The sequence below is a fragment of the Leptospira langatensis genome (assembly GCF_004770615.1).
Lineage (GTDB): Bacteria > Spirochaetota > Leptospiria > Leptospirales > Leptospiraceae > Leptospira_B > Leptospira_B langatensis.
The window spans coordinates 65657-90219 of record NZ_RQER01000010.1 but is presented as its reverse complement, the minus strand read 5'-3'; the positions used below and the strand labels follow the sequence as shown (position 1 = coordinate 90219).

At 45.1% G+C, this 24563-nt stretch carries 37 protein-coding genes; 4 read left to right on the top strand and 33 right to left on the bottom strand.

Features of this window, described 5'->3' with window-relative positions:
* Nucleotides 1–162 precede the first annotated feature (162 nt).
* The 3 genes from EHO57_RS14720 to EHO57_RS14710 all read left to right on the top strand — a co-directional run bounded on the left by EHO57_RS14720 (nt 163) and on the right by EHO57_RS14710 (nt 5138).
* On the top strand, nt 163–2238 hold the full coding sequence (locus EHO57_RS14720; RefSeq protein ID WP_135645969.1) for a glycoside hydrolase family 5 protein: 2076 nt from the start codon (nt 163–165) through the stop codon (nt 2236–2238).
* 276 nt (nt 2239–2514) lie between these two features.
* Nucleotides 2515–4500, top strand: a complete 1986-nt coding sequence (locus tag EHO57_RS14715; RefSeq protein ID WP_135645970.1) for a PP2C family protein-serine/threonine phosphatase — start codon at nt 2515–2517, stop codon at nt 4498–4500.
* A 113-nt stretch (nt 4501–4613) separates the two neighbouring features.
* Entirely contained in the window at nt 4614–5138 is a 525-nt protein-coding gene (locus EHO57_RS14710; protein ID WP_135645971.1) for a hypothetical protein, read from the top strand.
* A 104-nt stretch (nt 5139–5242) separates the two neighbouring features.
* On the opposite strand, the gene rplQ is transcribed toward EHO57_RS14710, so the two are convergent.
* From rplQ to EHO57_RS14545, 33 genes are all read right to left on the bottom strand, one after another.
* Nucleotides 5243–5836: a 50S ribosomal protein L17 gene (rplQ, locus tag EHO57_RS14705; protein ID WP_135645972.1), complete on the bottom strand. Its 594-nt coding sequence runs from the start codon at nt 5834–5836 to the stop codon at nt 5243–5245.
* 1 nt (nt 5837) lies between these two features.
* The gene (locus tag EHO57_RS14700; RefSeq protein ID WP_135585953.1) at nt 5838–6815 is read right to left on the bottom strand and encodes a DNA-directed RNA polymerase subunit alpha; all 978 of its coding nucleotides are present in this window, start codon (nt 6813–6815) and stop codon (nt 5838–5840) included.
* Between the two features lie 21 nt (nt 6816–6836).
* Entirely contained in the window at nt 6837–7460 is a 624-nt protein-coding gene (gene rpsD, locus EHO57_RS14695) for a 30S ribosomal protein S4 (protein WP_020770429.1), read from the bottom strand.
* A 12-nt stretch (nt 7461–7472) separates the two neighbouring features.
* The gene (gene rpsK, locus EHO57_RS14690) at nt 7473–7880 is read right to left on the bottom strand and encodes a 30S ribosomal protein S11 (protein ID WP_135645973.1); all 408 of its coding nucleotides are present in this window, start codon (nt 7878–7880) and stop codon (nt 7473–7475) included.
* A gap of 2 nt (nt 7881–7882) precedes the next feature.
* Nucleotides 7883–8260 carry a 30S ribosomal protein S13 gene (gene rpsM / locus EHO57_RS14685; RefSeq protein ID WP_135645974.1) on the bottom strand — a complete coding sequence of 126 codons (378 nt, stop codon included), beginning with the start codon at nt 8258–8260 and terminating at the stop codon, nt 7883–7885.
* Nucleotides 8261–8262: 2 nt separating this feature from the next.
* Nucleotides 8263–8376 carry a 50S ribosomal protein L36 gene (rpmJ, locus tag EHO57_RS14680; RefSeq protein WP_008594142.1) on the bottom strand — a complete coding sequence of 38 codons (114 nt, stop codon included), beginning with the start codon at nt 8374–8376 and terminating at the stop codon, nt 8263–8265.
* Between the two features lie 9 nt (nt 8377–8385).
* Nucleotides 8386–8604, bottom strand: a complete 219-nt coding sequence (gene infA / locus EHO57_RS14675; RefSeq protein ID WP_008595303.1) for a translation initiation factor IF-1 — start codon at nt 8602–8604, stop codon at nt 8386–8388.
* Between the two features lies 1 nt (nt 8605).
* Nucleotides 8606–9169 carry an adenylate kinase gene (locus EHO57_RS14670; protein ID WP_135645975.1) on the bottom strand — a complete coding sequence of 188 codons (564 nt, stop codon included), beginning with the start codon at nt 9167–9169 and terminating at the stop codon, nt 8606–8608.
* 4 nt (nt 9170–9173) lie between these two features.
* Entirely contained in the window at nt 9174–10556 is a 1383-nt protein-coding gene (gene secY / locus EHO57_RS14665; RefSeq protein WP_135645976.1) for a preprotein translocase subunit SecY, read from the bottom strand.
* 128 nt (nt 10557–10684) lie between these two features.
* Nucleotides 10685–11209: a 50S ribosomal protein L15 gene (gene rplO, locus EHO57_RS14660; RefSeq protein WP_135645977.1), complete on the bottom strand. Its 525-nt coding sequence runs from the start codon at nt 11207–11209 to the stop codon at nt 10685–10687.
* Nucleotides 11210–11220: 11 nt separating this feature from the next.
* Nucleotides 11221–11400, bottom strand: coding sequence for a 50S ribosomal protein L30 (rpmD, locus tag EHO57_RS14655; RefSeq protein WP_135645978.1), 180 nt, complete (start codon nt 11398–11400; stop codon nt 11221–11223).
* Nucleotides 11401–11405: 5 nt separating this feature from the next.
* Nucleotides 11406–11921, bottom strand: a complete 516-nt coding sequence (gene rpsE / locus EHO57_RS14650) for a 30S ribosomal protein S5 (protein ID WP_135645979.1) — start codon at nt 11919–11921, stop codon at nt 11406–11408.
* 2 nt (nt 11922–11923) lie between these two features.
* The gene (gene rplR, locus EHO57_RS14645) at nt 11924–12286 is read right to left on the bottom strand and encodes a 50S ribosomal protein L18 (RefSeq protein ID WP_135645980.1); all 363 of its coding nucleotides are present in this window, start codon (nt 12284–12286) and stop codon (nt 11924–11926) included.
* A gap of 3 nt (nt 12287–12289) precedes the next feature.
* Nucleotides 12290–12829: a 50S ribosomal protein L6 gene (rplF, locus tag EHO57_RS14640; protein WP_135645981.1), complete on the bottom strand. Its 540-nt coding sequence runs from the start codon at nt 12827–12829 to the stop codon at nt 12290–12292.
* Nucleotides 12830–12855: 26 nt separating this feature from the next.
* Nucleotides 12856–13254 (bottom strand): 30S ribosomal protein S8, encoded by a 399-nt coding sequence (rpsH, locus tag EHO57_RS14635; protein ID WP_135645982.1) that lies wholly within the window; start codon nt 13252–13254, stop codon nt 12856–12858.
* A 19-nt stretch (nt 13255–13273) separates the two neighbouring features.
* Nucleotides 13274–13459, bottom strand: a complete 186-nt coding sequence (locus EHO57_RS14630; RefSeq protein ID WP_010513640.1) for a type Z 30S ribosomal protein S14 — start codon at nt 13457–13459, stop codon at nt 13274–13276.
* Between the two features lie 13 nt (nt 13460–13472).
* Nucleotides 13473–14021 (bottom strand): 50S ribosomal protein L5, encoded by a 549-nt coding sequence (gene rplE, locus EHO57_RS14625; RefSeq protein WP_135645983.1) that lies wholly within the window; start codon nt 14019–14021, stop codon nt 13473–13475.
* Nucleotides 14022–14024: 3 nt separating this feature from the next.
* Nucleotides 14025–14378, bottom strand: coding sequence for a 50S ribosomal protein L24 (rplX, locus tag EHO57_RS14620; RefSeq protein ID WP_135645984.1), 354 nt, complete (start codon nt 14376–14378; stop codon nt 14025–14027).
* A complete protein-coding gene (gene rplN / locus EHO57_RS14615; protein ID WP_008596038.1) occupies nt 14378–14770 on the bottom strand; it encodes a 50S ribosomal protein L14 in 393 nt (130 codons plus the stop codon). The genes rplX and rplN overlap by 1 nt, the downstream gene beginning before the upstream one ends.
* Before the next feature lies 1 nt (nt 14771).
* The gene (rpsQ, locus tag EHO57_RS14610) at nt 14772–15041 is read right to left on the bottom strand and encodes a 30S ribosomal protein S17 (protein ID WP_135645985.1); all 270 of its coding nucleotides are present in this window, start codon (nt 15039–15041) and stop codon (nt 14772–14774) included.
* A gap of 2 nt (nt 15042–15043) precedes the next feature.
* Nucleotides 15044–15346 carry a 50S ribosomal protein L29 gene (gene rpmC / locus EHO57_RS14605; protein ID WP_135645986.1) on the bottom strand — a complete coding sequence of 101 codons (303 nt, stop codon included), beginning with the start codon at nt 15344–15346 and terminating at the stop codon, nt 15044–15046.
* Nucleotides 15343–15756 carry a 50S ribosomal protein L16 gene (gene rplP, locus EHO57_RS14600; RefSeq protein ID WP_135645987.1) on the bottom strand — a complete coding sequence of 138 codons (414 nt, stop codon included), beginning with the start codon at nt 15754–15756 and terminating at the stop codon, nt 15343–15345. Before rplP ends, rpmC begins: the two co-directional genes overlap by 4 nt.
* Before the next feature lie 30 nt (nt 15757–15786).
* Entirely contained in the window at nt 15787–16464 is a 678-nt protein-coding gene (rpsC, locus tag EHO57_RS14595; RefSeq protein WP_008594250.1) for a 30S ribosomal protein S3, read from the bottom strand.
* An 11-nt stretch (nt 16465–16475) separates the two neighbouring features.
* Nucleotides 16476–16808, bottom strand: a complete 333-nt coding sequence (gene rplV / locus EHO57_RS14590) for a 50S ribosomal protein L22 (protein ID WP_135585920.1) — start codon at nt 16806–16808, stop codon at nt 16476–16478.
* Nucleotides 16808–17089, bottom strand: coding sequence for a 30S ribosomal protein S19 (gene rpsS / locus EHO57_RS14585; protein WP_135585918.1), 282 nt, complete (start codon nt 17087–17089; stop codon nt 16808–16810). Before rpsS ends, rplV begins: the two co-directional genes overlap by 1 nt.
* A 2-nt stretch (nt 17090–17091) precedes the next feature.
* A complete protein-coding gene (gene rplB / locus EHO57_RS14580) occupies nt 17092–17931 on the bottom strand; it encodes a 50S ribosomal protein L2 (protein ID WP_135645988.1) in 840 nt (279 codons plus the stop codon).
* A 3-nt stretch (nt 17932–17934) separates the two neighbouring features.
* Nucleotides 17935–18243 (bottom strand): 50S ribosomal protein L23, encoded by a 309-nt coding sequence (locus tag EHO57_RS14575; protein ID WP_135585914.1) that lies wholly within the window; start codon nt 18241–18243, stop codon nt 17935–17937.
* Nucleotides 18240–18875, bottom strand: coding sequence for a 50S ribosomal protein L4 (gene rplD, locus EHO57_RS14570; protein WP_135645989.1), 636 nt, complete (start codon nt 18873–18875; stop codon nt 18240–18242). The genes EHO57_RS14575 and rplD overlap by 4 nt, the downstream gene beginning before the upstream one ends.
* Before the next feature lie 14 nt (nt 18876–18889).
* A complete protein-coding gene (gene rplC / locus EHO57_RS14565) occupies nt 18890–19510 on the bottom strand; it encodes a 50S ribosomal protein L3 (RefSeq protein ID WP_135645990.1) in 621 nt (206 codons plus the stop codon).
* A gap of 11 nt (nt 19511–19521) precedes the next feature.
* A complete protein-coding gene (gene rpsJ / locus EHO57_RS14560) occupies nt 19522–19830 on the bottom strand; it encodes a 30S ribosomal protein S10 (protein WP_008593919.1) in 309 nt (102 codons plus the stop codon).
* Between the two features lie 10 nt (nt 19831–19840).
* On the bottom strand, nt 19841–21046 hold the full coding sequence (gene tuf / locus EHO57_RS14555; RefSeq protein ID WP_135645991.1) for an elongation factor Tu: 1206 nt from the start codon (nt 21044–21046) through the stop codon (nt 19841–19843).
* Between the two features lie 51 nt (nt 21047–21097).
* On the bottom strand, nt 21098–22984 hold the full coding sequence (locus tag EHO57_RS14550; RefSeq protein WP_135645992.1) for an elongation factor G-like protein: 1887 nt from the start codon (nt 22982–22984) through the stop codon (nt 21098–21100).
* Between the two features lie 280 nt (nt 22985–23264).
* Nucleotides 23265–23684 (bottom strand): DUF1761 domain-containing protein, encoded by a 420-nt coding sequence (locus tag EHO57_RS14545; RefSeq protein ID WP_135645993.1) that lies wholly within the window; start codon nt 23682–23684, stop codon nt 23265–23267.
* Nucleotides 23685–23849: 165 nt separating this feature from the next.
* Between EHO57_RS14545 and EHO57_RS14540 the strand changes: the two genes are divergently transcribed.
* Complete coding sequence (locus EHO57_RS14540; protein ID WP_135645994.1) at nt 23850–24491, top strand: TetR/AcrR family transcriptional regulator; 642 nt, start codon at nt 23850–23852, stop codon at nt 24489–24491.
* Nucleotides 24492–24563 lie beyond the last annotated feature (72 nt).

The window sequence follows — 24563 nt, the reverse complement described above, 5'->3', positions numbered from 1 at the left end:
TTTACGTAAATATGAATCATTATAAATCACTTTCATAAAACTTAATTCGTTTCTTATTATTTTATATCGAACAAAATATAAAGCCCTTCTTTTCCATTCGCTTTGGTACAAATCTTTATTTAACGCTTGGCATATAAAAGAATTTGCATATTCTTTCCGCCGATGAAGAGAATACAAATATATATCACTTACTTTCTTTTACTTATAATCGGCGCATGTAGCCCGAGTCAAAATCAGGATTCCAGTCCTATCTTTGAGCTTCTTACTTCACATTCTGCCAAAAACGGGCCCCAAGTCCAATTTCATGCATTCTCTACCGATCCTTCGATCATTCATTCCCTCGATTATGCGAACTCAGATCTGGAGCGAAAAATCTTTACCGGTGATAAGAACTATAACGGGACTGTGGACAAGGTCTTCTTGGATGGCCTTGGCAGAGAGATCGGTTTTAGAGGTTTTAATATCTCCGGCAATGCGAAGCTCGCGCAACATGGGTTTAAGCCTTTTGCTAACGATACGGATGCCGATATCGGTTTTTCAAGATTAGCAAAAACGAATGGTTCTAATTTAATTCGATTCACGATTGCTTGGGAAGGAGTTCATACTGCAGTAGATACGATCAACTATGCCTATTTGGATGCGATCATCGCGCAGATGAGAAAAGCCATCTCCAAGAGAATGTATGTCCTCATAGACTATCACCAAGATCTATTCTCCAGAAATCTATTTAATAAGAGCTCATGGTACACTGGAAACGGAGCTCCTTCTTGGATCATCTCCGGAGGCTCATATCCTTCCGAGTATTGCGGCATCGTTTGTGCGAATTGGAGCCAAAATAATCTAACTAACGAAGCGATCCGCAGGGCCTTTCGCAATTTTTGGAATAATGCAAGCCTATCCACTTCGGCTGGAACTCGTTATATGCAAACCGAATATCTCTGGCAGGTCGGCAAGGCTGCAGCATATATTAAGTCTAGTCTAAGCGATCAAGAATTCGATTATATTGTAGGCCTAGATCCGTTCAACGAACCGGTGGATGGGGGAATGGAAGGGCTGACTCCCGCACAATGGGATAATCAAAAGCTCTGGCCCTTTCATTATAAAATACGGGACATACTGAACCAAAACGGATGGGAGAATAAATGGGTCTTTGCTGAACCGCTAGTATTCTGGAATACTAACGTTGGTGCGGCAATTGCTCCTGCAACGGGCGGGGGACATCTGCTCTCCCAACCAGGGCCAGGATTTGTATTTAATTCCCACTTCTATGATGCGGGGAGAATGGGAACGGATCTCACAGGTATAGACAACGCTACCTATTTCAAATATTTGGACGATATACGCACCGAAGCCCGCTTCTTGAATATTCCGGTTTTCTTAAGTGAATTTGGAATGTGGCTGAAAGGAACGGGAGCAAAGGACACTCCAAGAATGATCAACGCGGTCTATCAGGCAATGGAAATCTCCGACAAAGCCCAAAGCACTAAAACAAGATTCGCAGATCTCTATAATCCGGTCGTTTCCGGAACTCAATGGCATTGGGACTATTACTACAACAATCATAAAGAATACATGAACGGGAACACGTCCAAGTTGCTTACCACAAAGGACGCCTGGAACGACGAAGACTTCTCAGTAGTGGGAAATTATGGAGCCAATTTCAATGTAGATTATCATGTGATCCAGAGAGCGTATTTCCGACGATCCCAAGGGAGAGTGATGAGTTCTCATTACAATGCAATCGGTTATGATACATGGAACAACGTATTCAAGTGGGCTGCCATACGAACCACAGATACCGGGACCAAGTATTTCGGAGACCAAAGATTCCTATTCTTAGTTTGGAAAGGAAGAAATTCCGAAGCCCCTACTGAGATCTATCTTCCTCCTCATTTCAGTAAGACCGATACGATCCTCATCACCGAAAAAAAGATCTATAACAAGCTCATTCCTTCTTCTTTGAACCAAGATACAAACGAAGCGATAGTAATCGATGACCGAAGCAGAGATACCGGATCCGGAATGATTGCATTGGTCTGGGACGATCTGGATCAGGATGAAGATACAAACGATTCAATACATTATGCTTTGCTTGTGGATGGCCAAGGGATTTCGTTTGATAACCAAATATTGCAGACTCTACAGGCAGGATTGAACCAAAGGCTGAACACGGATAAGAAAAGCCCGATCTATTTTACAGGAAAGATGACGTATTCAGGATATCCGACCGAACAATAAAATATTGTGCGAAATTACCAGATCGTTTTCAAAATGATTACTTACTTTTCTCTTATATTTCTTCGTCTCAAGTAGTAATGCTTGAGTTTATATTTTGATAAGACATTCCAATTTTGTAAAAAATTTGTGGATGATACGTTAGAAAATATATTCATTAATCCAAATGCATTAAGAGTCGGCTGAAAGGTCCGCTCTTGCAGCCCAAAACTAAATGCTTGTCGATGACCTAAGTTTTGGGACGGACTAAAGACGATTTCCAAAAGAGGCCGATAAGGGATGGAAGAAAAAAAGGAACTCATCACCGAGAGGATCATAGCCTCTGGTCCACTAACGATCAATCGGATCCGATTCGGTTTAGCGGGATTATTCCTGCTCTCCTTGGCAGCCGCTTGGACCCAGAGTTCAGCAGTCCAAAATGCAGCGTATTTGATCGGCACAGGCTCGATGCTCGGATACGCATACTATAATCATTACTGTAATAAGAAATATGGAAAGATACCCGCAATGGTGGGCAAAGTTTCCGTGCTTGCCGATATTACCATCTTATCCATAGTCATGCTCGTAGCCTCTTGGACGGACAGGAATATGGCCTCCGGAGTCATCCGCCAGATCATCCTATATGCGATCAACATGATCTTCATCGTATATTCAGTATTATTATTATCTCCCACAGTTGCAAAACTCTCCGGAATATTCAGCGTAGTCGGGCAAGGGCTCGTGATCCTAAATACGATCTTCCGAGGCGTAGAGTTCACCGAAGATGAACTCAAAGTCATCTCACCAGGATATGCGTCCATTTCAGAGCAGTCCTTAAAGTTAGTGTTCTTAGCGGTAGTATCCTATATTACTCAAAGCGTGATCCTGATCTTCCGCAAGATCGGAGCGGTAGAAGAAGAATACGCGAACACCTTAGAGCAGAAGGTCGACGAAAGAACGATAGAAGTCACCAAGAGAATGGAAGAGATCCAGGCTCTCAAAGTGCAGCAGGATGGGGATTATTATCTCACTTCTCTTTTGAGTAAACCACTAACGACAAACTGGAACACCTCACAGGATGTAAGCACGCTATTCTATATAGAACAAAAGAAGAAGTTCACTTTCAAAAACAGAGAATCGGAGCTCGGCGGAGACATCTGCATCAGCGGAAATCTTCTATTCGGGAAAGAGAAGGAAAAATGGACCTTCTTCTTGAATGGGGATGCGATGGGCAAATCCTTGCAAGGTGCAGGAGGAGCAATTGTACTTGGGACAGCAGTGAATAATATCATGACCCGCTCCGCGAGCCACGGAAGAGTGATCGAGGCTTCTCCCGAAGCTTGGATGCTACAGACACATAGAGAGTTAGACGATATCTTTCGGACCTTTGACGGGACCATGATGGCCTCAGCAATTTTTGGCCTGGTAAACGATAAGACAGGAAGGATCCTGATCTTGAACGCCGAACATCCTTGGCCTGTCCTATTTAGGGACGGAACATCTTCTTTCCTAGCTGCAGAACTTTCTTCATGGAAGTTAGGTTCTCCTTTCGGTGCAAATTTGAAAGTGCACGAATCCAATCTGCAGCCTGGAGATGTGATCTTCTTAGGTTCTGACGGAAGGGACGATATCAATATCTCGAATGACGGATCTAATTGGAGAATGAACGAAGACGAGAATCTATTCGTTCGCATAGTGGAAGAAGCTGAAGGAGATTTGGACAAGATCGCCGATAAATTGCATTCAGTAGGAATGATCGCGGACGATCTTTCTTTAATTCGGATCGGATATAAGGAAGTCATAGATCCGGAACATCCGAAATACACGAACGCAATCGAAAAATATAATGAAGCCAAGCATCATCTTTCTAAGAAAGAATTTGCGATTGCCGCTGAGCTGTTAGAGACCTCCTGGAGTCTTGCTCCTAATTTTAAGGAATCGGCAAGATTGCTCGGACAGATATATTACGATAGAAAAGAGTTTTCGAAAGCATCCAAATGGCTGGAACGCTATTTGAACTTGGATCCGGAATCCCAGAATATTTGGTTCTTATTATCCCTATGCTATAAGCATTTAAAAGACTACAAGCGTGCCGCAGACGCCGCCGAGAATGTACGTAAAACTCAACCGCATAGACTCGCAAATCTCATCAATCTTTCAGACAATTATCGCCTCTTGAATAAGTTTGAGGACGCGCGCTCGATTCTGGAAAAAGCAAAAGAACTAGATGGTGAAAGTGTTCTCGTAGGAAAACTGGACGAATTTTTGAAAGCGAAAGGCTTTTAAAGCCTGTAAACAACGAGGCCCTTTTAGAAGAGTTTATATCAAATTTTGTAGTGTTCATTCCAAAAAATCTCTTAGTCGATTGACTCTAATTTTAGCATGTGTTCTTTCATTGCATGTTACAGAACAACTGGACTAAAGTTATATTAGGAGCCCTGATATTCTTGGGCTTTAGTGCATACGCCGTTTGGACGGGAATTCGCTGGATCAACTGGCCGAAAGCTCCCGTAGATTTAACCATCAACGAAGCGATCTTACAATCCGACAATGTTCCCTGGATCCGTTTGACAAACGGAGAATGGCGTTGTGATTATTCGTATACTGAAAAAACGTTTTCCTATTCCGCTCTGACCGACGGGCAAGCAGTTGTCTTCGTCGGTTTTGAGGATGAGCCAAAATGTCCGCCGGCGGAACGCCCTTCGGGAGCCTTTAGAGAGATTGCAAGCCCACTGCTCGAGCAGCTTGTCAATCTAGGGTTCAAGAGAGAGGCCATCGTGGGTCCAGACGCAAAAGAAACACGCGTATTCGTGCTCTTTACCCATGAAGGGCCTGGCAATTTTATGATCACTGTCCCGGTATTGGCAATTCTCGCTCTAATCGGGCTCGCCTATCTTCGCGCCGGTATAGTAAGAGCCAGTTAATTACAACTAACGTAAGAACCCTAAAACAACCTCATAAATAAAAAACCCCGATGCCGTTTCCAACACCGGGGTCCATATTCACCCATCTCTAAGGGGAATTTATATTATTTTTTCTTAGGTTTTGCTGCAGTCTTCTTCTTAGCTGGTTTTTTAGGAGCAGCTGCTGCTTTCTTCACCGGCTTCGCTTTCGGAGCGGCTACTTTCTTAGGAGCCTTTTCTTTTTTCTCCGGAGCTGGAGCCGCAGACTTAGCTTTCTTAGCATCGGAAACTTCCTCTCTCTTATCTCTGATCTCTTTCAAGAGAGTAGGACGATCTTTTCTGGTAGTTAATTCCAGGATCCCGACTTCAGAGTTATCAGAAGGACGATTTACCTTCTTCAAGATACGAGTGTATCCACCGTTGATGCTTGCATAACGAACTGCGATATCTTCGAAAAGCTTAGTAACGATATTACGATCTTTTACTCTTTTCAAAACTTCACGTTTGTTATGAAGAGCAACAGCAGGAGCAATATCGGTAGCCAAGTTTCTCTTAGCTCTAGTGATGATCTTTTCCGCGTGAGAACGAACCACTTTCAATTTAGCTTGAGTAGATTCGATTCTCTCATACTTGAAAAGGCTGGTGATCATGTTATTGATCAACGCATCTCTATGGCCTTTTTCGCGGTTGAGATGTTTTACTTTATTTCTCTTATTCATATTAGAAATCTCTCATTCCGAACGAAAGACCCAAACCAGCAAGCTTGGACTTCAGTTCTGCGAGACCTTGCTCGCTATAATGTTTGGATTTGGACATCTCTTCTTCGGATCTCTTAACAAGGTCTCCTACGAAGTCGATTTCCAAGCTACGTAGAACGTTTAAGGAACGAACAGAAAGTTCGAGTTCTTCCACATGCTTGGAAAGGGAAGCTTTCAATTTCTCGTCAGCTTCGTCTAACTCGTCTTCTTCTTCCTCTAGCTCTTCTTCGAAGTTGATGAATACCGTAAGGTGCTCTTTCAGGATCTTAGCCGCTTGCGCAACTGCATCCTCAGGAGAAATAGATCCGTCAGTCCATACTTCCAGAGTCAATTTCTCGTAGTCGGATCTTTGAGCCACGCGGGTCTCGGAGATCTCGAAAATGACTTTTTGAACAGGAGAGAAGATAGAGTCGATCGGGATCGTTCCCAGAACTTCGATATCCTTCTTCTTATCTTCAGCAGGAACGTATCCTCTTCCTCTTTGGATCTCCAGATCCAGGACCAGATTCGCATCTTCGTTCAGAGTTGCGATATGAAGATCCGGATTCATGATCTCGATGGAAGAATCCACAGCCAAGTCTCCGGCTCTGAAATAACCAGCGCCTTTGAGTTCCAGATGGATTACTTTGCTTTGATCCTTGTCCTCAGGCTCGTATTTGATACGAACTTGTTTGAGGTTCAGAATAATACGAGTAACGTCTTCGGCAACTCCTTCGATATAAGAGAACTCGTGATTCACTCCTTCGATGCGGATCGCGGAGATAGCCGCACCTTCAATCGAGGACATGAGAGTTCTACGAAGAGAGTTTCCGATCGTGGTCGCAAAACCGCGCTCGAAAGGTTCCGCTACGAATTTTCCGTAATTCGGAGTATTCGCTTCGGTCGTAAATTCGATCTTTTTGGGACGTTTAAATCCTTTGAGTAAGCTTTTTAGAGACACTGGAAAACCCTTCCCAATAAATTACTTGGAGTACAACTCCACGATCACCTGCTCTTTTACTGGAATGTCGACATGATGACGCTCCGGCAAAGACAGAATTTCTCCCGAGAACTGAATGAAATCGGAAGACACCCAAGAAGGAATATTATTCAGAGATTGAGCCAACTGGATGTTCTGAGTAATAAATCCAGAAGTCCTGAATTTAGGTTTGATCTCGATCTTATCGCCTACTTTCAAACGGAAAGATGGAATATCCACTTTCTCGCCGTTCACAAGAATATGATTATGAGCGATGAAGTTTCTCGCCTGACGTCTAGTCACTGCGAAACCTAAACGATACACAACGTTATCCAATCTTCTTTCCAAAAGCTGAAGAAGGATCTCACCGGTTACACCGTGAGCGTGAGATGCTTCTTCATAAAGGCTACGGAATTGTTTCTCTAACAGTCCGTACGCTCTTTTCAGCTTTTGCTTTTCACGAAGCTGAGAACCGTACTCGGAAACTTTCGGTTTCCTTTTAGGTTGCATACCAGGAGGTCCCTTTTTATGGAACTTATCTCTATTGAAAGTAAAACTGGATTTGAGGTAAAGGTTAACACCTTCTCTCCTCATTAGTTTAACGACAGGTCCTCTATATCTTGCCATATTATTCCTACCTTAAACCCTTCTTCTTTTACGAGGACGACAACCGTTATGCGGTAATGGAGTAATGTCCTTGATCATTTTAATGGAAAGTCCGCGTGCTACTAAGGAACGGATCGCAGATTCGCGTCCGATCCCCGGACCGGAAACGAGAACGTCTACTTCCGCAAGTCCAGTGGAATCGATCGCCTTCTCGGCTGCGTTCCCCGCTGCGATCTGAGCCGCATATGGAGTGGACTTTTTGGATCCGCGGAATCCCATTGCTCCCGCAGTGGACCATGCTAGAGTGTTTCCAGCAAGGTCAGTGATGGTGATAATCGTGTTGTTAAAAGAAGCAGTGATATAGACCTTACCGCGAGGTACGACCTTCTTCTCCTTCTTTTTAACCTTTTTCTCTTTTTTGCCTTTCTTATCTTCTGCCATGATTACTTAGTCACCTTCTTCTTATTGGCAACGGTCTTCTTGACACCCTTACGAGTACGGGCGTTGGTTCTGGTTCTTTGACCGCGAACCGGAAGACCTTTTCTATGACGCAGGCCTCTATAGCATCCGATATCCATCAATCTCTTGATGTTCAGTTGGTTTTCGGAGCGAAGATCTCCTTCTACCTTGATGCTTTCTTCAATCGCCTTTCTGATAGCAGCTTCTTGAGTATCGGAAAGATCCTTTACTCTTACCGCTTCAGGAACTCCTGCTTTCGCGAGAAGTTTACGAGAAGTGGATCGGCCAATCCCATAAATATAGGTCAGACCGACTACGATTCTTTTCTCTCTGGGAAGATCGATACCTGCGATACGAGCCATGATTATGCTTGCCTTTGCTTGTGTTTAGGGTTAGTGCAGATCACTCTGATCACACCTTTTCTTCTGATAACTTTGCAGCTAGTGCAGATCTTTTTAACGGATGTTCTTACTTTCATAACGTTGTCCTATTTTTTGCGGTAGGTAATTCTACCCTTGGTCAAATCATAAGGAGAAAGCTCCACGGTGACTTTATCTCCCGGAAGAATTCGGATATAATGCATTCTCATTTTGCCGGAAATATGAGCCAAAACCTTGTGCCCGTTTTCCAGCTCAACGCGGAACATTGCGTTTGGAAGAGGTTCCAGAACGGTACCGTCCACGGTGATTGCATCTTCTTTTGCCAAGTTAAGCTAACTCCTTCTTTATGAGTTCTGTGACTTGCTCCAGGTTCCCTACTCCGTTTACACGAGAGAGATTTCCTTTCGCAGAATAATAGTCCAATAGCGGAAGAGTCTTTTTGTTATACGTTTCCAAACGACTCTTGATGGTAGTCTCATTGTCGTCGGAACGTCCTTCGATCTCCGCGCGTTTCAATAAACGCTCCAGAAGCTCCGCATCAGGAACTTCTAAATTGATCGCTCTCTTGATCTTAACCCCTTCTCCGCTCAGGATCTTGTCCAAAGCATCCGCTTGTTCAACGGTCCTTGGAAATCCATCCAAAAGGAATCCGTTCTTACAATCAGGCTCTACGAGACGATCTTTAATAATACCGATTACAACGGAATCCGGGACCAAGTCGCCGGCATCCATGAACTTCTTTGCTTCCAGTCCCATCGGAGTTCCGTTCTTCACTGCTGCGCGAAGAATATCTCCCGTAGAGATCTGAGGGATACCTAACGTATCGCAAAGGATCTTAGCTTGGGTTCCTTTTCCGGCACCCGGTGGCCCCATGAAAATGATAGAATTCACTTTCTTAAGACCTTCCTTTGATCTTGGACTTCTTCAAGAAACCGTCATAGTTTCTCATAAGAAGTTGGGATTCCAATTGTTTCAGAGTTTCCAGAGCCACCCCTACCATGATCAAAAGAGAGGTACCACCGAAAGTATAAACCAAGGATCCTCCACCGGAGTTAGTTCCAAGGTCCAAGAAACGAATGATGATATAAGGAGCTAAAGCCAAGCCTGCGAGAAAAACAGCGCCCGGAAGAGTGATCCTGTTCAAGACCTTCTCGATATATTCCTTAGTATGAGAACCAGGGCGAATCCCTGGAATAAATCCGTTATACTTACGAAGGTTCTCAGCAAGCTCAGTCGGATTGAATTGGATCGCAGTATAGAAATATGCGAAGAATACGATAAGAGCAATATACACGAAGAAGTAAAACGCTGCGTGATACCAAATCTGAGAGAATGGATTTAAATAATCCAATAGAACAACCCAACCCGCCCAGTTTGGAAGCTCGGCAATCTGCTGGATGATCGTTTGCGGAAAGAGCAATAAAGAAGAAGCAAAGATGATCGGCATTACGCTCGCGCCATTCACTTTGAAAGGAATGCTTTGAGACTTGGCTTGGACCATTCTTCTTCCGACCATCTGCTTTCCATACTGCAGAGGCACCTTGCGGACTCCTTGGGTAAGAAGAACGGTCAAGGAGATCAAAAGAATGAATAAGAGAAGAAGGATGATAATGTTCAGTCCGTCTACGAAATTCTCGCGGAACAACTGAGCGATCGAAACAGGAAGACGACCTACGATACCGGCAAAGATCAAAAGAGAGATACCGTTACCGATCCCTCTTTCAGTGATCTGCTCTCCGAGCCAGATCAAAAGAACGGTCCCGGTAGTAATCGAAAGTAATGCGATAAAGAAGAACCAAGACTCTACGGAAGAGTGGATCAAACCCGGGTGAAGAGCAGGAGTATTGTCCGCTCCGTAAGACCAACGTTGAGCCAAACGGATCACAGCCAACGACTGAACACCGCAAAGAAGAATGGTTCCGTACTTAGTGTACTGACCGATCTTCTTACGACCTTCTTCGCCTTCTTTTTGTAGCTTCTGCAAAGAAGGAACAAGCACCATCACTAATTGCATAATGATGGAAGAAGAGATATAAGGCATGATCCCTAATGCGAAGATGGAAAAGTTCAAAAGAGCTCCACCGGCAAACATGTCGAACATTCCGACAAGTCCTTCGGAAGCGTTAGCATCTAGAGCGATTGCAGAAACTACCTTGGGATCGATACCGGGGATGGTAATATGAGTTCCAAGACGGAAAAGCAAAAGCATGCCAAGAGTAAAGAAAACCTTGTTTCTTAACTCTGGAATTTTGAAGATATTTGCAATCGAAGTCAGCATGCGGCTTTATTCTCTGTCCTTATTTCCTAACGGCCTCAAGGCCTTTTTCGGGCAAAAGGGACTCAAACATTTGAGTCCCTCCTGCTAACACAAAATCGATTCAACCAAACGAAGGCGAAACGATCCGATTATGCCTCTTTGGAAGCAATTTCGGAACGAAGTTTGACGGAACCGCCCGCTTTCTCTATTTTCTCTTTAGCGGAAGCGGAAAAGCCGTCTGCCACGATGTGGATGGCTTTAGTGATTTCCCCGGTACCTAAAATCTTGAAAAGAGTGCTCTCGTTATCAAGAATCTTCGATTCAACCATAATTTTGGCATCTATGTTGCCGGTCAATCCGCTTTTCTCCAGGTCTCTCAGGTTGATCGGGAAGAAGTCCTTGTGGAAAATAGAAGTAAAGCCGCGTTTCGGAAGTCTTCTGTGGATGGGCATCTGACCACCTTCGAAACCTCTACGAACGGTATTACGAGCGTACTGTCCTTTAGAACCACGACCTCCGGTCTTACCGGTTTTGGAACCGATACCGCGACCGAGACGCTTTTTGTTCTTAGTGGAACCGGCAGGGACTGGGATTGTATTTCCTGCAGGCTTGTTTGCCTTTTCTTCGCGTTCTTTTCCGAATGCGAGAGCAGTTTTAATTCTTTCTTTAGCCATCTTCCCTTTCCTTAGGCCTTATCCACTCGAACCAAGTGCTGAACATCATTGATCATTCCTTGCACTTGAGGGGTAAGAGTATGCTTTCTTTGTTGTCCGGTCTTGCGGAGTCCCAAAGCAGCCAAAGTTAACCTCTGGCCTTTCTTGATTCCGATATTACTTTTGATCTGAGTAACAATTACGGTTTCCATTTGTATTATCCTACGTCGTTTCCGAAGAGGCGAGCGAGGCTAATCCCTCTCTTGCGAGCGGCAAGAACAGGAGTCTCTAACTGCTGGAGAGCGTCCAGAGTCGCCTTTACGATGTTTACCGGATTCGAAGAGCCCCAGGATTTGCTGAGAACGTCTTGGATCCCTACTTTTTCCACAACAGAACGAACCGATCCTCCGGCGATGATCCCGGTTCCCGCAGTAGACGGCTTCAGGATGACTCTTGCGGATTTAAACTTTCCGATCACTTCGTGAGGAATGGTATGTCCTCTGAATTGGATCTTAACAAGATTCTTCTTAGCGGATTCGATGGATTTACGGATCGCATCAGGAACCTCGTTCGCTTTACCGAATCCGATCCCTACTTTACCTTTGGAATCTCCGACTACTGTCAGAGCGTTAAAGGAGAAACGACGTCCCCCCTTCACAACCTTAGCAACGCGATCGATCTTTACGACCTTCTCGTTAAACTCTTTCTGTTCTTGATCTTGCTCGTACGCCATTATTAGAACTCCAATCCTGCTTCTCTAGCAGCATCCGCGAAAGCCGCGATTCTTCCGTGGTAGATCATTCCGGAACGATCCAGCATTACCACTTTTACACCTTTAGAAGCGGCTCTCTCTCCGATCGCTTTTCCCAAAGCCTTAGCAGCTTCTTTGTCTTTGCGGCTCTTGCCTGAGAAAGTTTCCTCAAGGGTAGAAGCAGCAACCAGAGTAACTCCTTTGGAATCATCTACGATCTGGCAGGAAAGATAACGATTTGATTTATTGAAAATCAAACGAGGGCGTTCTCCAAACTGTCTGAGTTTGAATCGAGAACGTTCCGCTCTCCTGTTTTTGGCTGCGATTTTTTTCAGTTTATTAATCATGGCCTACTTCTTACCGGTTTTTCCGGCCTTTCTCTTAATGAATTCGTCGTTGTACTTAATTCCTTTACCTTTATAAGGCTCAGGAGGTTTCTTGGAGCGAATATCCGCTGCAACTTGACCTACGAGTTGTTTGTCGATCCCTGTGATCTTGATCTTTACTTGCTCGATCACGTCTATCTTGATCCCTTTCGGGGTCTTGTATACAACCTCGTGAGAGAATCCCAAGTTCATCACTAAGTCTTCACCGCGTTTTGCAGCACGATAACCGACCCCGTTGATCTCAAGGTTCTTTTCCCAACCTGTGGTCACACCCTTCACACTGTTCATCAGGAGAGCGCGAGTCAATCCATGAAGAGCTACTACGTTTTGCTCTTCGCTAGATCTTTCTAGTTTTACGACTCCACCTTCGCTCTTTAGGGAAATCCCAGCGAAGATAGGAGTTTGTAACTCTCCCAGAGGACCTTTCACCTTGATTACGGTGCTGTCCTGTTTTACTTCCACTTTCTCAGGAAGTTTGATCTCTGCTTTTCCAATCCTGGACATAGGTAATTACAAGTTCTCTTTCACTCTTAAGAGAGTTTACAGATCACCTCTCCTCCTACGCGTAATTTCCGTGCTTTCTTGCTGGTCATTATTCCTTTGGAAGTGGAAAGGATCATCGTTCCCATATTGTTTTTGTATGGGCGGATCTCTTCGCTCTTCATATAAACCCGACGACCAGGTTTGGAAACGCGAACTAACTCGCGGATCACAGGTCTTTTGGTCAGGTCGTATTTCAGAGCTACTTTGAAATCTTCAAAGCTTCCGTTGGTTACCGGCTCGAAACCGTTTATAAAACCTTCTTCTTTCATCAGTTCCAGGATAGAACGTTTGATCTTGCTTCCTGGGATCACACAGCTCTCGTGTTTTGCACGACCTGCATTTCGAATTCTTGTTAGCATATCGCCGATTGGATCAGATAGACTCATTATAATTAATCCTCCTCCCTTACCAAGATGCCTTAACTACTCCCGGGATTTGAGCTTGGCTAGCAAGCTTCCGGAAGCAAATTCTGCACATGTCAAATCTTCTTAGGTAACCGCGAGGGCGACCGCAGAGAGGGCAACGGTTGTGAACCCGTACTTTGAATTTCTTTTTTTTCTTATGTCTTTCGATTAAAGAGGTCTTTGCCATGATTACGGGCTCCTTATCTCAGGTTCCGGAACGGCATACCGAAAGCCGCAAGCAAGCTATAAGCTTCTGCGTCGCTCTTGGTGTTCGTTACGAAGGTCAGGTTCATTCCGTAGATAGTGTTGATCTTATCCACTTTGATCTCGGGGAAGATGATTTGTTCTTTGATGCTGAAGTTATAGTTTCCGCGTCCGTCGAAGCCTTTCTCGGAAACTCCTTTAAAGTCACGCACCCTTGGAAGCGCAACGTTCACTAAGCGATCCAAGAACTCATACATATAGTTCCCACGCAAAGTAACGGTGGTTCCGAGGCTCATTCCCTCGCGGAGTTTGAATCCCGCAATGGATTTCTTCGCCTTAGTCTTAACAGGACGTTGTCCAGTGATAAGTCCCAGCTCTTCTACAGCTGCTTCCAATGCCTTAGGGTTGGTATGAGCCTCGCCCATTCCCACGTTTAGAACGATTTTCTCTAAGCGAGGAACCTGCATGATGGACTTGAAGTTGTATTTCTTTTGAAGTTCGGAAACGATTTCTTTTCCGTATTTTTCCCTCAGTCTTGCTGCCATGGCTTAGATCTCTTTCCCTTCCGGCTTGGAAACGCGGACTTTTTTACCTTTATTCTCTTGGTAACCTACACGAACTCCTTTCTTCTTCTTGGAGTCGTAAAACATTACGTTGGAAATATGCATAGGAGCTTCCACTTCTACGACGCCGCCTTGCGGGTTTTCCTGAGTAGGTCTTAAGAAACGTTTGCGTTTGTTCAGTCCTTCGACTACGACACGATCTCTCTTCTTATCGATTACGAGAATCTTGCCTTTTTTTCCTTTCTCTTTGCCTGCGATGACAATGACTTCGTCATCTTTGTGCAAACGAACGGACTTGAATTTAGTATATTCGGATCCCCGATACGTCAGCTTGGACATTATAGAACCTCCGGCGCTAGGGAGATAATTTTTGCGTATTTCTTATCGCGAAGTTCGCGAGCTACTGGCCCAAAGATACGAGTTCCTTTCGGATTTCCCTTATCGTCGATGATCGCTACTGCGTTATCATCGAATCTGATATAAGAACCATCTGGACGACGGATCTCTTTCTTTGTTCTAACGACTACTGCGCGTTGAACGGCCTTGTTATGGACCTTCTTCCCCGTAGAGTCTTTCAACCCGTAAGCGGGCTGTGCATCTTTAACGGCGACAATGATCTCGTCTCCTACGGAAGCGTAACGTTTTTTAGAGCCTCCGAGGACCTTGATACACATAACTCTTTTAATTCCGGAGTTATCGGCGACTTGGAGGATGGTTTCCTGTTGGATCATCTTACTTTGCCTTTTCTACGATCTTAAATAGACGGTGACGCTTTTCACGAGACAGAGGGCGAGTTTCAATCGCGAGGATCTTGTCTCCTACTTGGCATTCATTTCTTTCGTCATGAACCTTCATTTTTACGGTTCTACGAACGATCTTCCTGAACTTAGGGTGAGTCTTACGTGTTTCCACGATCATCACTAAGGTTTTATCCATAGCGGTGCTTACGACTTTACCTTCGCTAAGAAGGGATTTCTTTATATGCTTCTTTGCAGTTTCCATAATCAATTCTTAGCCTTAGCAGCTTTCTTAGCGTTAGCGTTTATCTTAGCCAAAGCCTGAGACTTACGAGTCGCTCTAGAATAGCGCTTGGTCTTAGTGGATCCCGGTTTTGCCGCCAACTCTCTGTTTTTTTGTATTGTGAGAAGGCGAGCGATCTTTCTCTTCGCGTTAGCGATGATCTTTGGGTTTTCCAAAGAACGAGCCACTCCATATTGGAAGCGAGCCGTACGGATCACCTTATGAGCGTCTTCCAACTGAGCTAAAATCTCAGCGTCTTTCAATTCTGCGAGTTTGATCTTTTTCACAGCATGGACCTCTTCACGAATTCGGTTTGGACCGGAAGTTTATACGCTGCCAGATCCAAAGCCTTCTTAGCAGTTGCCTCGTCGATCCCGCTCATTTCGAACAGAACACGACCAGGTCTGATCTCTGCGATCCAGAACTCAGGGTTTCCTTTACCTTTACCCATACGAGTTTCCGCAGGTTTCTTGGTAATAGGAAGATGAGGGAAAATCCTGATCCATAATTTCCCGCCTCTTTTTACTTGGCGGTTGATAGTGATCCTTGCTGCTTCTATCTGTCTTGCAGTCAAGCGACCGGAAGTAACGGCCTTTAGGCCGAACTCGCCAAAGGAAACTTTAGAACCACGTTCGTCGGTTCCTTTCAGCCTTCCTCTTTGTCTCTTTCTGAACTTAACTCTTTTAGGTGATAACATCGTTTTTTACCTGTGGATCATCAAAGACGATCAGTTGGTCCTTCTCTTAACGGCGTATTTATCTTCTTCGGATTCTTCTTTATTGTTAATGAAGTCACCGGTATAGGTCCAAACCTTCACTCCGATCTGTCCGAAAGTAGTGCTAGCTTCGCGGAATCCTAAATCGATTTTCGCTCTTAAAGTATGAAGAGGGATTCTTCCTTCTCTATAACCTTCGCGACGAGCCATATCCGCTCCGTTCAAACGTCCGGAGATCAGGATCTTGATTCCCTCTACACCACCTCTCATCGCACGACGAAGCTCTTGCTTCATTACACGACGGAACGGTTGACGCTCTTGGATCTGGATCGCGATCGACTCAGCAATGCATTGAGCGATAGTCTCAGGCTTCTTAACTTCGATAATGTTAAGGTTCAAAGGCTTCTCAGTCATGGTCTTGAGGACTTTCTTAACGGCTTCGATATTCGCTCCGTTCTTACCGATCACAACACCAGGCTTAGCAGTGTGAAGGTTAACGTTGATCTTCTCAGGGAAGCGCTCAACTACAACTTTCACTACGCCAGCTTCTTTAAAACGGCCTTGGATAAATCTACGAATTCTGATATCTTCATGAAGATTCTTTTTGTAATCTCCTTGAGAGAACCAAATGGAATCCCATCCACGGGTAATTCCGATACGAAGTCCGATTGGGTTAACTTTCTGTCCCATGATTTCCTCTATTAATCCGAAATTACCACTGTTACGTGGCTGGTTCTCTTACGAATCCTTGCAGCTCTACCGCGAGCACGAGGACGGAAGCGTTTTAGGATTGGGCCTTCGTCCACGAGGATTTTCTTGATGAACATTTTTCCTGGATCTGCGCTTTCACTTTTCACGACCGCGTTCGCAGAAGCGGACTTGATCAGTTTAAAGATAGGCTCGATCGCTCTCTTGTTCGTATATTTAAGAATGTCCAAAGCTTCCGCTACTTCGTAACCACGGATCTCATCAGCGACGAGACGAAGTTTACGAGGAGACATTCTAATGAATCTTGCTATCGCTACGGCTTCCATTATTTCTTCGCCGCCTTCTTATCCGTATTTCCATGACCACGGTAAGTACGAGTAGGAGCAAATTCTCCCAACTTGTGTCCGACCATATTGTCATTGATGTAAACCGGAATGAACTTGTTCCCGTTATGAACCATGATGGTGTGACCGATCATGTCCGGGAAGATCGTACTTCTACGAGACCAGGTCTTGAAGGGTTTCTTTTGATTTTCAGAGTTCAGTTTGATCACCTTGCTCATGAGGTGACTGTCGATGAACGGACCTTTTTTAGAGGATCTCATGATGATTACCTGCTCCTATTTCCCTTTCTCTTCTGGATGATGAACTTGTCGGAAGGCTTAGCCCTACGACGAGTCTTATAACCTTTTGTAGGAATACCCCAAGGAGTCACCGGGTGACGACCTCCGGAAGTACGACCCTCACCACCACCATGCGGGTGATCCACAGGGTTCATCACGACCCCTCTGACTTTCGGGCGCTTTCCTAACCATCTGTTTCTTCCGGCCTTACCGATAGAAACCAGGTTATGATCTTTATTACTGCAAATTCCGATAGTAGCGTAGCAGTTCTCGTGAACCTTACGAACTTCAGAGCTTGGAAGCTTGAGAAGAATGTATTCTCCGTCTCTACCTGCAATAGTAGCGAAGGATCCTGCGGTTCTTGCGATCTGTCCGCCTCTTCCGATCTTAAGCTCTACGTTATGCACGTTAGTGCCTGGAGGGATCTTTCCGAGAGGAAGTGCGTTTCCGATCTTGATCTCCACTCCTTCGCCGGAAGATATTTTATCTCCGACTTTCATTCCTTCAGCGTTCAGGATATACGCGTATTCCCCATCAGAGTAGCTGATAAGAGAGATGAACGCAGAACGATATGGATCGTATTCAACAGTCTTAACGGTAGCAGGAATTCCTACTTTGCGACGTTTGAAGTCGATGATACGATATTTACGTTTTACTCTTCCGCCTTTTCTGCGAACTGCGATCTTTCCGCCTTCTCCGCGACCTGCTTTGTAATTTAAGCTGATCGTTAAAGGGCGATACGGTTCTGTCTCGGTAATTTCATCGAATGTGAGTACCGATTTGAAACGGCTGGCGGAAGTAACGGGTTTAAACTTTTTAATTCCCATTTCTTATGCTTCCTTTCCGAAGTCGATGCTCGCTCCGTCTTGGAAAGTCACGATGGCTTTTTTCCAATGCGCTTTCGGAGCCGGCAAATGACGGAATCTTTTCACCTTTCCACGGTAAACTTGGATGTTTACAGAAGAAGGAGTTACATTATAGATTTTGCGGAATGCTTCCTTCACCAGAGTTTTGTTCGCTCTAGGATGGATCTCCACGGTATACTTTACGGTTCTTTTACCGGTCTTTTCACCGATAGTCTCAAGATCTTGAGACTTCTCAGTAATGATCGGAGATAAGATTACTTCGTTCAGGTTCATTTACTTTCCCCGTAATGCTTGAGGATCTCTCCCAAAGCTCCTTCGGTGATTACCAAATTTCTATTATAGAGAATATCACGAACTGCGATACGTTTAGAGTTGATGTACTTCACAGTAGGGATGTTGCGAACTGACTTCTTAAGAACTTCGTTCTCTCCCCCTACCAGGAATCCGATCACTCCGGTATTCTTTAATCCGATATTATTGAATAGAGTCGCGAAAGCCTTAGTACTGAATTCTTTTGGATCCAGATCCTCTACTACTTTGATGACAGCGTCTTGCGCTTTCTTGTTCAATACGGATAAAACCGCTCTGCGTTTTACTTTCGGAGAAACGTTGTACGAATAACTTCTCTTACGAGGTCCGTGAACGGTACCACCACCCACCCAATGAGGAGCGCGGATAGAACCTTGGCGAGCGCGGCCAGTTCCCTTTTGGGACCATGGCTTTTTACCACCACCGGATACTTCGGAACGGGTTTTCGTATGATGATTCCCGGAACGGAGGTTCGCGTTCTCCGCCTTAATGGCGTCGTAAATCGCGCCGCTGCTATATTTGGATTCGAACAGCGCTGCAGGAAGTTCGATTTCCGAGAGCAGTTTTCCTTCTTTTGAGTACTTCTGTGCTTTCATGACTCTACCGGACTTTATATCTTCTCAATAGTTATGATGGAATTTGCAGGTCCTGGAACGGAACCGCTAACAAAAACCAAATTCTCAGCTTCGTGGATACGAACTACTTTTAGATTCAATACCGTCTTTGTATCGAAACCGGTACGTCCTGGCAGTTTGCGACCTTTGAACACTCTACCTGGAGTGGTGTTGGATCCCATGGATCCCGGGTGCCTATGGAAACGAGAGCCGTGAGCTCCTGGTCCACCATGGTGTCCGTATCTTTTGATAACACCTTGGAAACCCTTTCCTTTGCTAGTTCCCGTAACTTTTACTACATCCGATACTGTAAAGACGTCTTGCGCCTTTAACTCGGATCCAGCTGCAGGCTGATCGCCGAAATTGCGGAATTCCTTCAACACTCTTTTAGGAGTAAGGCCGGCTTTCGCCAAATGAGCCTTCTCAGCTTTAGTCAGGTGTTTTTCTTTATCATCCTGAAAAGCCAATTGAATCGCGTCGTAACCGTCCGTTGCTGCGGACTTGACTTGGGAAACTGCGCAGGGACCTACTTCTAAGACGGTTACAGGAATGATATTTCCTTGTTCGTCGAAGATTTGGGACATCCCTATCTTTTTACCGATTAATCCCTTTGCCATTTCTTCTTCCCTTAGGATTTAATATCCACGGACACACCGGCTGGTAGTTGCAATTTCATTAATGCTTCCACCGTGTCTTCGTTGGTGTCCAGGATGTCGATAAGCCGTTTGTGAGTTTTCATCTCAAACTGCTCTCTTGATTTTTTATTTACGTGAGGAGAACGGAGGACTGTGTATATTTCCTTCTTCGTTGGAAGAGGAATCGGACCGGAGACAGTAGCTCCGGTCCTTTTGGCAGTCGCAACGATCTCGTAAGTTGATTGGTCGATCAACTTATGATCGAAAGCTTTAAGCTTTACTCTGATCTTTTGGCCAGCCATTCCCTTTCTCTTACTCGGTGATCTCAGCCACTACGCCAGAACCGATAGTCTTTCCACCTTCGCGGATCGCGAATTTAAGACCTTTGTCCATAGCGATCGGGTGGATCAACTCGATGCTCATAGTAACGTTGTCACCAGGCATTACCATTTCCATACCGTTAGGCAGGTTACAGACGCCAGTGATGTCGGTAGTTCTAAAATAGAACTGTGGACGGTAGTTATTGAAGAATGGAGTGTGACGTCCACCTTCGTCTTTGGTAAGAACGTAAACTTCCGCGTTGAACTTTCTGTGAGGAGTGATCGATCCTGGCTTAGCAAGAACCTGTCCTCTCTCGATGTCCTCTTTCTTAGTTCCACGAAGAAGAGCACCGATATTGTCCCCTGCTTCAGCAGAATCTAAAAGTTTACGGAACATTTCGATACCAGTAACAACAGTCTTGGTAGTTGGGCGAATACCTACGATCTCGACTTCGTCGTTGATCTTCAGGGTTCCTTGCTCTACTCTTCCAGTTGCAACAGTTCCACGACCAGTGATAGAGAATACGTCCTCTACTGGCATTAGGAAAGGTTTATCAACGATACGTTTTGGATTTGGAACGTAAGTGTCCAGAGCTTCCATCAATTTAACAATAGATTGAGTTCCGAGCTCAGATTCGTCTCCTTCGAGAGCTTTCAGAGCGGATCCGTAAACGATAGGAGTATCGTCGCCAGGGAAGTTATATTTGTTAAGAAGGTCGCGAACGTCCATCTCAACCATTTGGATCATTTCTTCACGCTCGTCAGCTGCAAGCATGTCAGCTTTGTTGATGAATACGATGATGTAAGGAACACCAACCTGACGTGCGAGTAGGATATGCTCTTTTGTTTGAGGCATTGGTCCATCAGTTGCAGAAACAACTAGGATCGCTGCGTCCATCTGAGCCGCACCGGTGATCATGTTCTTAACATAGTCAGCGTGGCCTGGGCAGTCAACGTGTGCGTAGTGACGGTTCGCAGTCTCATACTCTTGGTGAGAAGTTGCGATGGTGATACCACGAGCCTTTTCTTCCGGCGCGTTATCAATTTGGTCGTATGCTACGGCTTTGTTTTTTCCACCCAATACTTTTGCAAGCGTAGTGGTGATTGCTGCCGTTAGCGTGGTTTTTCCATGGTCAACGTGTCCGATAGTACCAACGTTTAAGTGTGGTTTGGACCTGTCGAATTTCTCCTTAGCCATAGCGTTTTAAACTCCTTACTTTATTAACAAACCCGAATACGGGTCGGTTTCTTAAAACAATACAGAATGGTTATCAAAGTCAAAAAGGGAGTCCAAAGATAGGACGCCCCTTCCCTGAGCCATATTTCTAAGGACACCGCTAAAGCCAAGCAAGTTTTGCGTAGCAGCGCTTGCTTGGATCAATTGGCGTCCCTCGGTCACCGCAGTGACCTTGCGTATCCTCACATCTCTCTTAGCCAAACTCGCCAAGATATCACCGAGGTAAAGATCCGGTGTAAGGATCTCTAACTCGGATCGAGGACCAATGAGTTCCGAATAATTCGGAATTATGTCTTTTAATCCCTTGATGACAGCTACTTTGATCAAAGAAGACAGTTCATCCACGTTCGCTCCCGGAGGAGGCTCGTAGGATTCGATGACCATGGAAAGACCGAGAACTTCTTCTCCTTCTTTTCCCTTTGCCATCACTTCGTCAAAAGCGGAAGTGATAGATTCTTCAACCGAACTGGGTAACTGAACATTAAACCGCACTCCCTTAGAAAAGCTGTGAGAGCTTTCCAAGGACGCGAGCACCTGTCCGCTCGAGATCTTATGATCGAACGCGGTATGCTGAAATGCGACCTTTTGAACCAAATTTTTCCATAGAGCGAATCTTGCAACCTTGATTCCACTAGTCTGAAAGCTTTTTGTAAAACTCTCCTTTAGTCGCGAAAGAGAGATCTCTAAATGCAACTCTCCCGTGCCCGATAGACGAAATTGCCCCGTATCGGAAAGTATATCTACCGAGACGGATTCGTCCAGCCATGCCAGATCTTGGAGAGCCTGCCAGAGTTCATCTCTGTCTTCTCCTTTCTCCGGTTCGAGCAAGATCTGGAATTGCTTTCGGATAGGCGACAATAAGCTAGCATTTGGCGCATTATGTCTCGAAAGTATATCTCCCGGCTTCGGCAATAAGAAGGAGGTGGTGGCCAAGAGTTCACCTGCCTCAGCCTCGGTAGCTTCTTCGTAATCTCTTGCGGAAATCCGATACAAGTTTTGGATCTTATACTCCTTCTCTCCAAAGAATACGGATTCGCCGATCCGAATGGGAGCCAAGGCCTGAAAGTGAAGAAGCTTTCCAAGCTCAGGATGCACTTCTCTCTTAAAGACGATGGCGATCCCATCCTTGCTTTTGGAAGAAGGAACCGGCTTCTCCGTTTTGCCATGTGCCAGGATCTCCAAAAGAGAAAGAAGTTGGTGAACCCCCTTTCCCTGCAAAGCGGAACCTCCGAGCACCGGAAACAGATTCCCGGACCAAAAACCCTTTACCAGTCCCTGGAGAGCCAGCTTTGGAAGAAGGGAATGATCCTTTAGATATTCTTCCGAAAGAATAGGATCCCATTCGAGCAAAGGAAGGAACTCTGCCTCCTGCCCTTCTCCTTTTAGGATGGGAACTGTGCCGTCCTCTCTAAAAAGGAGAATGGGCTCCTTTCCCAGGGCGACTTCCAGATCCACAAGAGAGGTCAATATGTCCGCGCCTGGGCGATCGAGTTTATTCAAAAAAAATAATATTGGTTTTCCTGCCTTTCGAAGTGCTTCCACATTTTGGAAGGTTTGGGACTTGAGGCCCTCGAAAGCATCGATCAGCACGAGGCCGAAATCGCTCACAAGAAGGGAAGCATTTGCCTGGGACTGGAAATCCAAATGGCCAGGGTTATCCACGAATTGCAGAAGAAGTCTGGCGTCTTCTGCATTCGGATATTGGATCCGAGCCACTGTGGATTGAATGGAAATTCCTCTCTCTATCTCCTCGGGAAGATAATCGGACTCGGTGGTCCCTTCTTCTATTCTTCCGGGAGCTGTTATCTTGCCCGTTTCGAAAAGGATCCTTTCTAATAGTGTGGTTTTTCCGGCATCTATATGTGCGAAGATCCCGGGATTTAAGTGAGGAAGGGACATGGTGGATTGCTTAGGTTCGGGCGAGGGGGCCGGGAGGCAAAGTTTTTTCTCCCCACCCTCGTTGGGTGGGGGCCGGTGCGGTGGTACCCTGCCGTCCTAACACAAAATCAAAATTTCGGCAAACACGAATTTCTTGGAGGAATTTATGTAGGAACTCCTGTGATCGCTCAGTTACTCCTTCGAGAATTCCACTTCTTAGATCAAGGATGCCTAATAGCCGAGACCAGAAGGACCTGCACTCGAAGGAAAATTCGATCGAGTGAGTGAGTCGTTTCTTGGGTTACATACCTGCGATGATCGCTCCCATCACTGCCATGACGAGAAGCGAGCATCCGCATTCGAATAACCAAAGCGCACGTTTTTTGCCCATCCAGATCACTTCCATAGAGGTTGAGGTCACGATGAAACCAAGCCAAACCCAAATGCCGCAGGTCACACCTTTCCAAATACCGCTACCAGTTAAATAAGGAGAAGAGGACGCGAATAAATATACGACCGCGAGCACGTAGGCGGTTACGAAGTTTGCGACTAGGTTCCAAAACAAATTCGGTAGCATATCCGAGAACTTTTCATTTCCCGTGGGTACGATATTCGCGAGTTTCATCCAAACCTTACCCAGAATGGGTCCGTGCAAAAGAAATCCCAAAACCATAGCGGCAAGTGTGGCCAGCAAAACTGAAATTAAATTGATCGGTAACATAATAGTATCCAATTGATTTTTCCGCCGCCCAATATTATGGCCGACGGACTCATTTCATTAACATACCATTTAGTATGTTACAAGAAAAATATTTCCTTTCGTCCTTTTTTGTTGCGGATCCAACAGAAAAACCGTAGATAGTAAGGAAGCTCCTCAGATCGGAAGATGAAGAAAGTAACAAAACAGCCGGCTAAGACCAGGGATCTGCAAAAAACGAGAGAGCGTATTCTCTATGCTGCTTTTGAGAAATTCTTCAAGTGCGGATTTCAAGCGACTAGCATGGACGAGCTAGTCAAGAAAACGGATCTAAGCAAAGGAGCATTTTATCACCAGTTCCCAACCAAATTCCTTTTGGGTTACGCAGTAGTAGAAGAAGTGATACGCCCCCTGATCCTAAATCGATGGATCCTGCCGCTTAGAGAATATGAGAATCCTCTGCAAGGGATCCTGGACTTGATGCAAATGCATATCTGCGAAACAAAGCCGGAATTGCTTCGCTACGGATGCCCTTTGAATAATTTTATGCAGGAGATGTCCCCCGTGGACGGAGGATTTCGTACGCGATTAAGATCGGCGCTAAGACTCTGGATAAAAGAATTGGAAAAAGAGCTTCTCAGAGCGAAAGAAATCGGATTGGTCCGCAAAGATGTAAATGCAAAGGAAGCTGCCTCCTTTATAGTAATGTTCCATGAAGGAGTCTACGGTTTCTTGAAGGGCTCGGGAAATCCGGAATTATCCCTATTCTTTCGGGAGAAAATGAAATCTTATTTGGAATCCATCTCGAAGGATGGGATAATCCTAGCTTGAAGCTAGTTTTTCGAATGTAAGAGAAAAATATCTTTTGGAGATCTTTCTTTAGGGACTCAAATCGATTTTATT